This window comes from Jejubacter calystegiae (genome assembly GCF_005671395.1).
Lineage (GTDB): Bacteria > Pseudomonadota > Gammaproteobacteria > Enterobacterales > Enterobacteriaceae > Jejubacter > Jejubacter calystegiae.
The window spans coordinates 3370425-3382864 of the sequence record NZ_CP040428.1; the positions used below are offsets into that span (position 1 = coordinate 3370425).

The following is a 12440-nucleotide window of genomic DNA, read 5'->3' on the forward strand; positions in this document are numbered from 1 at the left end:
GGTCCTGTGAATAAATCAATGCTAGCGGGGATAGGGATTGGCGTAGTGGGCGCGCTGGGCGTTGCCGCGGTCGCCAGCATGGATGTTTTTAACCGTGGGCCTCAGTATGCCCAGGTAGTTTCCGCCACGCCGATCAAAGAGACGGTAAAAACGCCACGCAAAGTATGCCAGAACGTTAACGTCACCCATCGCCGTCCGGTACAGGATGAAAATCGCCTGATCGGTTCAGCGCTTGGCGCCGTAGCCGGGGGGGTGATTGGTCATCAGTTTGGCGGCGGTCGTGGTAAAGATGTGGCGACAGTTGCCGGCGCGCTGGGTGGCGGTTATGCCGGTCACCAGATCCAGGGTGCCATGCAGGATAATGATACCTACACCACCACCCAGCAGCGCTGTAAGACCGTTTATGACAAATCAGAGAAGATGATTGGCTACGACGTGACTTACAAAATCGGCGATCGCCAGGGGAAAGTGCGTACTGAGCACGAGCCTGGTAGCCAGATCCCCCTGGATGAAAACGGGCAACTGGTGCTTAATCAGAAGAGCTGAGCCCGTTTATCTATAGCTGGTTATTCTGGCGCACCAGCAGCGCCAGAGTAACCGCCACCGACAGCACCACAAAAATAAGTGAGCTGCCACACACCAGCCACAGTCCACAGAGCACAACGATTCCAACCAGTACCCAAATCAGGGGCAGCAGTAAAAACATTTTGTATTCCTTCTTATTTTGAGCGCACGATGCCGTCGCACCGAACGAAGGGCGATTAAGAATGCTTATTATTTTTGCCGTCAGAGACATCGTGCATTTGGCGCTATATCGATGAATCCACCGAAGAAACAGCGCCTGATGAGGTATTGTTGCGAATGCGAATACCTTACCCTTAATTGACTATCAATGTAAAAGGTAAGGTTAATTAATGAGATTTTCCTTATGAAAGGAGAGGGTAATGGCAAAAATGTGCGATATAGCGAAATGATGGGGGCGGCGGGGCACCGCACCCGTTTAGTTTTTGATAAGTTCTGGTAATATGCGCAGCGTAGTTTCAACCACCCGCATCAGTGAGGTGAGGTTAATACCTTCCCGGGCGCTGACCGACATCCCCTGCAAAACACAGCACAAATAGTCGGACAGATGATGAATGTTACACTGTAATGGTATCTCACCCTGCTGCTGACGCTGCTGTAAAAAGCGCGTTATTGTTTGGGCCTGGCGGGCATGCCGTGCTTTGATAGTGTGGGCAATGTCTTCTGAAGAGGCCGCCAGCGCTGACGAAGTGCTGATAATAAAGCAGCCGTTGGGCGTCTCTTTGCTGGTGAAGAAGCGAGCGATAGCGCCAAAATAGTCGCCCAGCGCCTGTTCCAGCGACTTATCGGTGGCGAACAGCAGGGCTTCGTTTGTTTCAATAAAGCGGGCGATGTAGTGGTCCAGCGCCGCGCGGAACAACCCTTCTTTATTGGTGAACTCTGCGTACAGCGTAGGTGCCTTGGCCCCGGTCGCCTCCACCAGGTGCGCCATGGAAGTGGCTTCATAACCATGTTGCCAGAAGAGGGCCATAGCCTTATCAAGCGCAGCGTCCCTGTCGAAAACTTTTGGCCGGCCGCGGCTCCGTCTGGCATAGCCTGTTGCTGATGTCATAGTGCCGTCTAACCTTATTGTTGTGTGGCCCGCTATTATAAAAAGATTCGCCAGTCGCTACCAGCGTATGGCGGGTCGGATAAATCCCTTTAAAGACACTTTTTGATAACAATTAGTTCGATATTCATTAATGGCCAGGTTGACTGTGATTATGATCACCCTTATTATTAAGTTATCGATCGTTAACTTAATAGAGATTAACTGCTTTCATCGCCTTTGCTTCCGGGATTTTTGTCAGTCCCTCCTGACTGAATCCATATCAGAAGCAGGGGATGTTGAAACGGGCGCCAGACTGGTCTGAACACGGTCAAACGTCCGGGCGGCTGTCGTGTTAAACCCACCGCGATACGCCGTTAACCCTATAAGCGTTTTCCCTCAAAACGCTTAACCCTTATATATGCCACTAAAAAAGGCCTTGTTTTAACGCAAGGCCTTTCATTAAGTTAGCCGCCCCTCCCTGGGGGTGGCTTTTTTTTAGATTTTATGGGGCTGAGTCGGTTGCATATCATGACCGACCTCAATCGGCATACCGGAACGAATATTCAGTGCTTTATCGAATACGGCACGCTCGGTGACCGGGCTGTCACGGAACGCCTTCATGGCACTATTCAGCGGAATCGGTAGGGTCTGGGGATCGTCCTCCAGGCGTTTCGATAGCGGTTGATGCACCTCCACCAGATGGCGGCCGTCCGGCTCCAGCGATGCTTTAATCGGCGTATTGATGATATTGACTGGCGTACCGACCGGCAGGGTATTAAACAGCCATTTGATATCGTTATCGCGCAGGCGAATACAGCCAGAGCTGACGCGCATCCCGATACCGAAGTCGGCATTAGTGCCGTGCAGCAGATAAACCCCGCCGTAAGCGGCCAGACGGATAGCGTGATGGCCCATCGGATTGTCCGGACCCGCGGGGACGACCGCCGGTAGCTCGATGCCTTTTGCTTTATAGCGGGCGCGAATATTGGCCGTGGGCGTCCAGGTTGGGTTGGCGCGCTTCTGCGACACCACGGTCTTCATGGTGGGCGTGACGGTGTTACCATCGAGCTGGCCGATACCAATCGGATAAATCACCACCTCGTTTTTACCGGGCGGATAATAGTAGAGCCGGAGCTCTGCCAGATTGATAACGATCCCCTTACGTGGCTCGTCCGGCAGTAGCACCTGGCGCGGAATGGTCAGAATGCTGCCGGGGCGCGGTACCCAGGGATCGACCCCAGGGTTGGCCTGCATCAGGGCCAGAAAGCCGACATTATATTTCCTGGCGATCTCTTCCAGCGAGCCGCCGCCGGGCTCTACCTGATGGTAGAGATTTTCCCCCACCAGTCGGCTACCTGATGCAGGGAGCGGGTAAGTATTGGCGCTGGCGGGCAGGGCGCTGAGCGCCATGGCGGCGCACAGGGTAAGCCCGCTTAGCCAGCGGGAAAGGCGTGCAGGTACCATCATTGCGCGAAACTCCGTTAGATTTCCTGTGTGCGAATTATCTGTAATGCGCTGTCGGGAAATCCAGGCGATGTGCAATGTTTTGTAAAAAGAAGACGGGCGCCGTAGCGCCCGTCAGGTTGATGACAAAGAGGGAAAAAATGGTTTTTTTCCCTCTTTGTGGTTATCGGACGAAAATCAATGAGTTGATTTTCCTCGTTTATTTTTCTGGTGATTCCAGGGCCGAACGCGTTCGGCCCTGGTTTATCATCAGTCTCACGGGCACCGTAACATCCGTGTACGTCAGGGAATGGCGTGCTCTTCAAGCTGACGCACAAAGCCGCGGATCCACTCCATCCGTGCGGTGCGCTCTTCCAGCTCGCGCATAAAGCGCAGGCGGGTCGGGCCGTCCAGCCGGTAATGCTGGGGCTCTTTCTGGAGAAGGCCGATAAGCCAGCCGGGGTCGACGTGGTTCTTTTCGTTGAACTCCATCACGCCGCCTTTTTCATTAGCCTCCAGCTTGCGGATCCCCAGCTTGCGAGCCTGCTGGCGCAGTGCAGCGATATCCAGCAGATTGCGGGCGGGATCCGGCAACAGCCCGAAGCGATCGATAAGCTCTACTTTGATTTCGTTCAGTTCGTCGCTGTCGGTGGCGCTGGCGATACGCTTGTAGAGCGAAAGCCGGGTATTGACGTCCGGGATAAAGTCGTCCGGCAGCAGCGACGGCATGCGCAGCTCCACTTCGGTTTGCTGGCTGGTCAGATCCTCCAGCGACGGCTCGCGTCCCGCTTTTAGCGCATCGACGGCATTTTCCAGTAGCTCCATATAGAGTGAGAAGCCGATGGTCTCCATCTGACCGCTCTGATCCTCGCCCAGCAGCTCACCGGCGCCGCGAATCTCCAGATCGTGGGTCGCCAGCGCGAATCCGGCGCCCAGATCTTCCAGTGAGGCGATTGCCTCCAGCCGCTTCTGGGCATCGGCGGTCATCGCCTTTGGATGCGGCGTCAGCAGCCAGGCGTAGGCCTGGTGGTGGGAGCGGCCTACGCGGCCGCGTAGCTGGTGGAGCTGGGCCAGGCCGAAGTGATCGGCCCGCTCGATAATAATGGTGTTGGCGCTGGGGATATCGATGCCGGTCTCGATAATGGTGGTGCAGACCAGCACGTTGAAGCGCTGATGATGGAAGTCGTTCATCACCCGCTCCAGTTCGCGTTCGCGCATCTGCCCGTGGCCCACGGCGATACGCGCTTCGGGAACCAGCTCTGCAAGACGCTGGGCCGCCTTCTGAATATTTTCTACATCGTTATACAGGTAGTAGACCTGGCCGCCGCGCAGCACCTCACGCAGGATAGCTTCGCGCACCACCAGACTGTCGTACTCGCGCACAAAGGTTTTGACCGCCAGCCGGCGAGCCGGTGGGGTGGCGATAATCGACAGATCGCGCATGCCGCTCATGGCCATATTCAGGGTACGCGGGATCGGCGTGGCAGTCAGGGTCAGGATATCGACGTCGGCGCGCATTGCCTTAATGCGCTCCTTATGACGTACGCCGAAGCGGTGCTCTTCGTCGACGATAAGCAGCCCCAGATCGCGCCATTTCAGCTCGCTGCCCAGCAGCTTGTGGGTGCCGATCAGAATATCGACCTTACCCTCGGCGGTCTGCTCCAGCACCTGGGCCTGCTCTTTGGCGCTACGAAAGCGCGACAGCATTTCGATGCGTACCGGCCAGTTGGCGAAGCGGTCGCGGAAGTTGTCGAAGTGCTGCTGGGCCAGCAGGGTGGTGGGCACCAGCACCGCCACCTGCTTGTGGTTTTCCACGGCGAGGAAGGCGGCGCGCATGGCGACTTCGGTCTTACCGAAGCCCACATCGCCGCATACCAGCCGGTCCATCGCCAGCGGTTGGCACATATCGCTCAATACGGCATTGATGGCCTGGGCCTGATCCGGCGTGGTCTCGAACGGGAAACTGTCGCAGAACAGCTGATACTGTTCGCGGTCATGCTTAAAGCCGAAGCCGGGTTTGGCGGCGCGCTGAGCGTAGATATCCAGCAGTTCCGCCGCCACGTCGCGCACTTTTTCCGCCGCTTTCTGGCGCGCCCGGGACCAGGCGTCGCTGCCCAGTTTGTGCAGCGGGGCATTCTCCTCGGCGCCGCCGGCGTAGCGGCTAATCAGATGCAGTGACGAAACAGGGACATAGAGTTTGGCATCCCCGGCGTAGCTGAGCATCAGGTATTCACCAGTGATGCCGCCCGCTTCCAGGGTGATCATTCCCACATAGCGGCCAACTCCGTGTTCCAGATGCACTACCGGCTGGCCGGGATGCAGCTCCGCCAGGTTGCGGATCAGGGTATCGGGGTTGATGGTACGCCGGTTTTCCTGGCGACGGCGGCTGACTCGCTCGCCCAGCAGATCGCTTTCGCAAATCAGCGCCTGATGACGCAGGGTATCGATAAACCCGTGCTCGCTGGCGCCCTGGATAAGCCACGCGGCACCAGGCCGGGCTTCGTCCAGGCGCCAGATGCGCTTCGGCGCCACTTTAATGCGCCCGAGCAGTTCACCCAGCGCCTCGCGTCGGCCTTCGCTCTCTACCGAGAAAATCACCGTACCATCAAAGCCTTCCAGGAAGCGGCGCAGATTATCGAGCGGCGCTTTATTCTGGGGCTGAACCGAGAGATCCGGCAGCGGCTGGTAGCCCAGGTTTACGCAGGCCGCTTTATCGGGCAGGGTGTCGGTTTTTAGCTGTACCCGCGGCCACTGTTTCAACCCGCCAAACAGGTCATCCGGCCGCAGCCACAGGCGTTCCGGAGGAAGCAGAGGGCGCATCGGATCCACGCGGCGGCTTTCATAGCGGGCGTTAACCTCCTGCCAGAAGCGTTCGGCGCTGCCCTGCAGATCGCCGGTATTCACCAGCAGGGTATTGGCAGGCAGATAGCTGAACAGATCCCGCAGCGGTTCGTTAAAGAACAGCGGCTGCCAGTATTCGATACCAGCCGGAAGCGTCCCCTTGCTGACCTGCTGATACACGTGTTCGGGATCGCGCCGTACTTCGAAGTTGTCGCGCCACTGGCTTCGGAACAGTTCGATGGCTGTTTTATCGGTGGGGAATTCGTGGGCCGGCAGCAGGTTTATCTGCTCCACCTCCTCCTGGGTGCGCTGGCTGTCGGGATCAAACAGACGCAGGCTGTCGATTTCGTCATCGAAGAAGTCGAGCCGATAGGGGAGTTCGCTACCCATCGGCCACAGATCCAGCAGAGCACCGCGAGTGGCATATTCGCCATGCTCCATCACCTGGTCGACATGGCGATATCCCGCCTGCTCCAGCCTGTCGCGCAGGCCGTCACGCGACAGCCGTTCGCCTTTGCGCATCAGCAGGGCGTGACCGTTCAGATAGCTATGGGGGCAGACCCGCTGCATCAGGGTGTTAACCGGTAAAATTAGCACGCCACGACTCATCGAAGGGAGCTGCCACAGGGTGGTCAGACGGGCCGAAACGATCTCCTGGTGGGGCGAGAAGCTGTCGTAGGGCAGGGTCTCCCAGTCCGCGAGGTTCATTACCAGTGCATCGGTAAACTGCCGGACCTCATCCTGCAGGCGCAGGGCGTTTTGCATATCGGGGGCAATCAGGACCACCGGGCCGGGATGGCGTTCGGCAATACTGGCTACTTCACGGCCACAGGCCGCGCCGGTGAGTTCGCCCAACTGGCGCTGGTCACCTGCTTTCAGAGGCAGGCTGTATCGATTCTTTTCAGACATAGAGGAGGCTGCAATCTCTCTGCTTGCGCCGCGCGTCGTCCAGGCGGCCCGGCCAGCGTGCGGAAAAGGGTTCATTTGTCAGGGCGTTATTATCCGCGAACGGCTGCGGTTGGCAACCGTTGCACTGATTACAGTATAAAACAGGAATGACGCCCCCAAAATTTGGGGGCGCAGGCGGGTTAACGTTCGGCCACCAGACCGCGGGGGGGTGTAAACAGCAGATCGCCGGTGGCGATTTTGGACAGGCGGCGCATCACCAGCCCCAGTAGGGTACAAAGACCTAAGCTGAACAGTGGATAGCACAACAGTATCGCTATCTCGACGCCGGATGACAGACGATGCTGGTTAAACATTCCGATCACCACCAGACTTAACGCTTCCACCAGAATCCGGTGGGTGGTGTAGATAGCGATGGTGTTGGAGCCGATAACGTTGAACAGCGAGTTAGGGCTGCTGCCAAACTTTTGCTCCATAGTGAAAAAGCACTTCATGATCAGCAGAATAGACAGCATCGACAGCGGCAGATTGACGTTCTTAAAGTAGAGCGCCAGCGCGACCACCAGGGCGGCGATCAGCGGCAGAGGCCGTTTCATGACCTGCCACAGCTTCATCATTTCCACCAGTTGTGATCCGAACCAGGCGCCCATGGCGTAATAGGGCATATTGCGGATCACGCTGTTCATGCCCCAGAACGGGGTAGGCAGGAAGTTTATCCCCACGCTCACCAGAATCAGCAGCGGGAAGACCAGGTTCTTATAGCGATGCAGCAGCTTACAGCCGATAAAGTAGACCACCAGCGCATACAGATACCACAGGCTGGTTCCGGCGGTCAGCATGCTGAAGGCAAACTGGCCCAGGGTTTCAGCATAGGCGGCGTTGGAGGCCGGGTTATGCTCAACCCCTGGGATCCACTGATTGATATGGCTAATCAGCAGCCACTGGATCACGCCCCACAGCACCAGTACCCAGGCGATATTCCACACCCGTTTATTGATGCAGCCGCGCCACGGCACCTGATCGGTATAGCGGGTGATCAGAAAACCAGAGATAAAAAAGAACACCGGCATGCGGAACGGCGCCAGATAGAGGTTGCCATAGACCCACAGCTTAGCGAGGTAAGTCGCGTTCCCCGTAAGCTGCGGCAAAATGTGCGGATAAAAGGTGATGACGGAGTGATAGATCACCACCAGGCAGATACACATGCCCTTGATCTGATTTATCCAAAGTTGTTTGTTTTTCATACTTACCAGGCCGTATTTGCTTTTGCTCGAAGCGCCCATCCTGAAAGTACTATGGACACATCTCTACCTCGAATTGTCTGTTTTTCGCGGTTTTTGCCAAAATTCGGAAAAGGATCAGGGTGGTTTTAACCGCAAGTTGCGGAAATCACGGAATCGGGGCTCTGCCTGTATGCCATGGTTATCAGATTGATTCAGTAGTGATTTTCTGTAACAGCCGGGCATTATGCCGCGCTATCTTTCATTTACCCGCTACCGTATCGCTTATATACTGCCTGTTCATTTGCCAAATCGCGGTTACACGGACTTCATGTATCAACCTGTCGCGTTATTTATTGGCCTGCGCTATATGCGTGGGCGAGCAGCGGATCGCTTCGGTCGCTTCGTCTCCTGGCTCTCCACCATCGGCATTACCCTGGGGGTGATGGCGCTGGTCACTGTGCTGTCGGTGATGAACGGCTTTGAACGCGAGCTGCAGAACAACATCCTGGGGCTAATGCCTCAGGCGCTGATCACCGCCGACAAAGGCTCGGTAAATCCTGAACAGCTACCCGCGGACCAGTTAAAGTTACAGGGTGTCACGCGCACATCGCCGCTGACCACCGGCGATGTGGTGCTGCAAAGCCCCCATAACGTGGCCGTTGGCGTAATGCTGGGCATCGACCCGCAGCAAAAAGATCCGCTGACGCCCTGGCTGGTGAATGTAAAGCAGCAGCAGCTGGAAAAAGGGCGCTATAACGTGATTCTCGGCGAGCAGCTTGCCGGGCAGCTCGCCGTGCGTCCCGGCGACAGTATCCGCCTGATGGTGCCTTCCGCCAGCCAGTTCACTCCTATGGGGCGGGTGCCTAGCCAGCGACTGTTTACCGTGATTGGCACCTTCGCCGCCAATAGCGAGGTGGACGGTTATCAGATGCTGGTCAATATTCAGGACGCTTCGCGCCTGATGCGCTATCCAACGGGTAACATCACCGGCTGGCGCCTTTACCTTGAGAATCCGCTGGCGGTGGACAGCCTCAGCCGACAGAGACTGCCGGAAGGGACCCACTGGCAGGACTGGCGCGATCGGAAGGGTGAACTGTTTCAGGCCGTCCGTATGGAAAAGAATATGATGGGGCTGCTGCTGAGCCTGATCGTGGCGGTGGCTGCCTTTAATATCATCACCTCGCTGGGACTGATGGTAATGGAAAAACAGGGCGAGGTGGCGATCCTCCAGACCCAGGGGCTGACCCGCAGCCAGATTATGGCGGTGTTTATGGTCCAGGGGGCCAGCGCTGGCGTGATCGGCGCGCTGCTGGGCGCCGCGTTAGGAACGCTGCTGGCCAGCCAGCTGAATAATCTGATGCCGGTTATTGGCGCTGTGCTTGATGGCGCGGCGCTACCGGTGGCGATTGTTCCCCTGCAGGTGGTGGGTATCGCGCTGGTGGCGATGGCCGTCGCGCTGCTGTCCACGCTGTATCCGTCCTGGCGCGCCGCCGCCACTCAACCCGCCGAGGCTTTACGTTATGAGTAATTCTGTCCTGTTGCAGTGCGACAAACTGTGCAAACGCTACCAGGAGGGGAAAGTGCAGACGGACGTGCTGCACGATGTCAGCTTCAGCATTGGCAGCGGCGAAATGATGGCGATTGTCGGTAGCTCCGGCTCCGGCAAGAGTACCCTGTTGCACCTGCTGGGCGGCCTGGATTCGCCGACCTCCGGCGATGTGATTTTTGACGGCCGCTCTCTGTCTTCCATGTCTTCGGCGGCCAAAGCTGAACTGCGTAACCGCGAGCTGGGCTTTATCTATCAGTTCCACCATCTGCTGCCGGATTTCTCCGCGCTGGAAAACGTGGCGATGCCGTTGCTGATTGGCCATAAAAAAGGCGATGAGCCGCAAAATCGCGCTCGCGAAATGCTGGCGGCGGTGGGGCTGGAACATCGCGCCAGTCATCGGCCTTCTGAACTGTCCGGCGGGGAGCGTCAGCGCGTCGCTATCGCCCGGGCCCTGGTGAATCAGCCGCGTCTGGTACTGGCGGATGAACCGACCGGTAACCTGGACGCCCGCAACGCCGACGCCATTTTTGAGCTGCTGGGCGAGCTGAATGTCCGTCAGGGCACCGCCTTCCTGGTAGTGACTCACGACCTGCAACTGGCCGGGCGTATGACCCGCAGGCTGGAGATGCGCGACGGTCATTTGAGCGATCGGCTGACGCTGATGGGGGCGGAGTAAAATGGCTTCACCTCTCTCGTTACTGATTGGGCTGCGTTTTAGCCGCGGTCGGCGGCGCAGCGGCATGGTATCGCTGATTTCGGTGATCTCCACCGTGGGTATCGCGCTGGGGGTGGCGGTGCTGATCGTAGGCCTTAGCGCCATGAACGGCTTTGAGCGCGAGCTGAATAACCGCATTCTGGCGGTGGTGCCCCATGGTGAAATCGAGCCGGTACACCAGCCGTTTAACGGTTGGAACGATGTGCTGGGACGGGTGGAAAAGGTGAAAGGTATCGTTGCCGCCGCGCCTTATATCAATTTTACCGGGCTAGTGGAAAGCGGAGCCAATCTGCGCGCCATCCAGGTGAAGGGGGTTAACCCTCAGCAGGAACAGCGCCTGAGCGCGCTGCCGTCCTTTGTCCAGAACAACGCCTGGCGCAATTTCCGCGCCGGTGCCCAGCAGATTATCCTGGGTAAAGGGGTGGCCGATGCCCTGAAGGTGAAGCAGGGGGACTGGATCTCGATCATGATCCCCGACAATTCCGACGGCGGTAAGAAGCTGCTGCAGCCCAAACGGGTGCGCCTGCAGATAGCCGGTATCCTGCAGCTTAGCGGCCAACTAGACCACAGCTTCGCCATGGTGCCGATGCAGGACGCCCAGAATTATCTCGATATGGGGGACAGCGTCACCGGTATCGCCATCAAGGTTAACGATGTCTTTAACGCCAATAAGCTGGTGCGTGATGCCGGGGAAGTGACCAATGCCTACGTCTATATTAAGAGCTGGATTGGCACCTACGGCTATATGTACCGCGACATCCAGATGATTCGCGCCATTATGTATCTGGCGATGGTGCTGGTGATTGGCGTGGCCTGTTTCAATATTGTCTCCACCCTGGTGATGGCGGTGAAGGATAAGAGCGGCGATATCGCGGTATTGCGCACCCTGGGGGCGAAGGATGGGCTGATTCGCGCCATTTTCGTCTGGTACGGACTGCTGGCAGGGCTGCTGGGCAGCGTGGTGGGCGTGATTATCGGTGTACTGGCCGCCTGGCGCCTGACCGATATTATCCGCTTTATTGAAACGATTACCGGGCATCACTTCCTGTCCGGCGATATCTACTTTATCGACTTCCTGCCGTCCGAGCTGCACGCCATGGATGTGGTCTGGGTGCTGTTAACTGCGCTGGTGCTGAGCCTGCTTGCCAGCTGGTATCCGGCGCGGCGCGCCAGCAATCTCGACCCGGCCCGGGTGCTGAGCGGTCAGTAACGGCGAGGAGAGGCCATGTTTTACGGCTTTGATATCGGGGGCAGTAAAATCGCGCTGGGCGTCTACGATTCTGAGCGGCGTCTGGTGCGTGAAACCCGTGTGCCGACGCCGCATGACGACTATTCACGCTTTCTGAATACCCTGGCTGGGATGGTCCGGGAAGCCGATGCGCTGTACGGCGAGCCGGGCAGCGTCGGCATCGGTATTCCGGGGCTGCCGGCCAGCGCCGACGGCACGCTCTATGCCGCCAATCTTCCCGCCGCCAGCGGTCGCCCGCTGGGCCGCGATCTGAGTGCGCTGCTGGAGCGCGAAGTGCGGATTGAAAACGACGCCAATTGCTTCACCCTGTCCGAGGCCTGGGACGATGAGTTTCGTCGCTACCCTCTGGTGATGGGGCTGATTCTGGGCACCGGCGTGGGCGGCGGGCTGGTAATGAATGGCCGCGTGATTAGCGGTCAGACCGGGCTTAGCGGCGAATTCGGTCATACCCGACTGCCGGTGGATGCCCTGACGGTGCTGGGGCGCGATATTCCGCTGCTGCGCTGCGGCTGCGGCCAGTCCGGCTGTATCGAAAACTATCTTTCCGGCGGCGGCTTCGCCTGGCTGTGGCAGCATCACTATGGCAGTCGGCTGACGGCGCCGGAAATTGTTGAACGCTGGCAGGCGGGGGATAGCCAGGCCCGGGAGCATGTCGCGCGCTATCTTGACTTGCTGGCGGTCTGTATGGCTAATCTGTTAACTGTTGTGGATCCGCATCTGGTGGTGATTGGCGGCGGCCTGTCCGGCTTTAGCGAGCTGATAGAGGCGCTACCCGCCCGACTGCCGCGCCACCTGCTGCCTGCCGCCCGGGTGCCGCCTATCGAGCGCGCGCGTCACGGCGCCGCGGGCGGTATGCGCGGCGCCGCTTTTTTGCATCTGAAGGAGTAACCGCAGAGGATGAT

The 12440-nt window shown here is 58.0% G+C and carries 10 protein-coding genes; 5 read left to right on the forward strand and 5 right to left on the reverse strand.

Translation table 11 applies throughout. From position 1 onward, the window contains the following. The first annotated feature begins 6 nt into the window (after positions 1-6). Entirely contained in the window at positions 7-546 is a 540-nt protein-coding gene (locus tag FEM41_RS15595; protein ID WP_138097073.1) for a glycine zipper 2TM domain-containing protein, read from the forward strand. 10 nt (positions 547-556) lie between these two features. On the opposite strand, the gene FEM41_RS24565 is transcribed toward FEM41_RS15595, so the two are convergent. From FEM41_RS24565 to FEM41_RS15620, 5 genes are all read right to left on the reverse strand, one after another. Next, on the reverse strand, positions 557-706 hold the full coding sequence (locus tag FEM41_RS24565) for a hypothetical protein (protein ID WP_168198806.1): 150 nt from the start codon (positions 704-706) through the stop codon (positions 557-559). A gap of 294 nt (positions 707-1000) precedes the next feature. After that, complete coding sequence (locus FEM41_RS15600; RefSeq protein ID WP_138097075.1) at positions 1001-1633, reverse strand: TetR/AcrR family transcriptional regulator; 633 nt, start codon at positions 1631-1633, stop codon at positions 1001-1003. Positions 1634-2107: 474 nt separating this feature from the next. Further along, positions 2108-3079, reverse strand: coding sequence for a L,D-transpeptidase LdtC (gene ldtC, locus FEM41_RS15605; protein WP_138097077.1), 972 nt, complete (start codon positions 3077-3079; stop codon positions 2108-2110). A 279-nt stretch (positions 3080-3358) separates the two neighbouring features. Then, complete coding sequence (gene mfd / locus FEM41_RS15615) at positions 3359-6805, reverse strand: transcription-repair coupling factor (RefSeq protein ID WP_138097081.1); 3447 nt, start codon at positions 6803-6805, stop codon at positions 3359-3361. A 179-nt stretch (positions 6806-6984) separates the two neighbouring features. Next, positions 6985-8046 (reverse strand): acyltransferase family protein, encoded by a 1062-nt coding sequence (locus tag FEM41_RS15620; protein ID WP_138097083.1) that lies wholly within the window; start codon positions 8044-8046, stop codon positions 6985-6987. A 307-nt stretch (positions 8047-8353) separates the two neighbouring features. Between FEM41_RS15620 and lolC the strand changes: the two genes are divergently transcribed. From lolC to nagK, 4 genes are read left to right on the forward strand one after another with little or no spacing between them, the layout of a single operon-like run. Then, a complete protein-coding gene (gene lolC, locus FEM41_RS15625; protein WP_168198807.1) occupies positions 8354-9553 on the forward strand; it encodes a lipoprotein-releasing ABC transporter permease subunit LolC in 1200 nt (399 codons plus the stop codon). Beyond that, the gene (lolD, locus tag FEM41_RS15630) at positions 9546-10250 is read left to right on the forward strand and encodes a lipoprotein-releasing ABC transporter ATP-binding protein LolD (protein ID WP_138097087.1); all 705 of its coding nucleotides are present in this window, start codon (positions 9546-9548) and stop codon (positions 10248-10250) included. The genes lolC and lolD overlap by 8 nt, the downstream gene beginning before the upstream one ends. Position 10251: 1 nt before the next feature. After that, the gene (gene lolE / locus FEM41_RS15635) at positions 10252-11499 is read left to right on the forward strand and encodes a lipoprotein-releasing ABC transporter permease subunit LolE (protein ID WP_138097089.1); all 1248 of its coding nucleotides are present in this window, start codon (positions 10252-10254) and stop codon (positions 11497-11499) included. Positions 11500-11514: 15 nt separating this feature from the next. Beyond that, entirely contained in the window at positions 11515-12426 is a 912-nt protein-coding gene (gene nagK, locus FEM41_RS15640; RefSeq protein ID WP_138097091.1) for an N-acetylglucosamine kinase, read from the forward strand. Positions 12427-12440: the final 14 nt, after the last annotated feature.

Bases quoted from the DNA above. Each gene is read 5' to 3' on its own strand.
- FEM41_RS24565 (WP_168198806.1), bottom strand. From the start codon at position 706: ATGTTTTTACTGCTGCCCCTGATTTGGGTACTGGTTGGAATCGTTGTG.
- FEM41_RS15600 (WP_138097075.1), bottom strand. From the start codon at position 1,633: ATGACATCAGCAACAGGCTATGCCAGACGGAGCCGCGGCCGGCCAAAA.
- ldtC (WP_138097077.1), bottom strand. From the start codon at position 3,079: ATGATGGTACCTGCACGCCTTTCCCGCTGGCTAAGCGGGCTTACCCTG.
- mfd (WP_138097081.1), bottom strand. From the start codon at position 6,805: ATGTCTGAAAAGAATCGATACAGCCTGCCTCTGAAAGCAGGTGACCAG.
- FEM41_RS15620 (WP_138097083.1), bottom strand. From the start codon at position 8,046: ATGAAAAACAAACAACTTTGGATAAATCAGATCAAGGGCATGTGTATC.
- lolC (WP_168198807.1), top strand. From the start codon at position 8,354: ATGTATCAACCTGTCGCGTTATTTATTGGCCTGCGCTATATGCGTGGG.
- lolD (WP_138097087.1), top strand. From the start codon at position 9,546: ATGAGTAATTCTGTCCTGTTGCAGTGCGACAAACTGTGCAAACGCTAC.
- lolE (WP_138097089.1), top strand. From the start codon at position 10,252: ATGGCTTCACCTCTCTCGTTACTGATTGGGCTGCGTTTTAGCCGCGGT.
- nagK (WP_138097091.1), top strand. From the start codon at position 11,515: ATGTTTTACGGCTTTGATATCGGGGGCAGTAAAATCGCGCTGGGCGTC.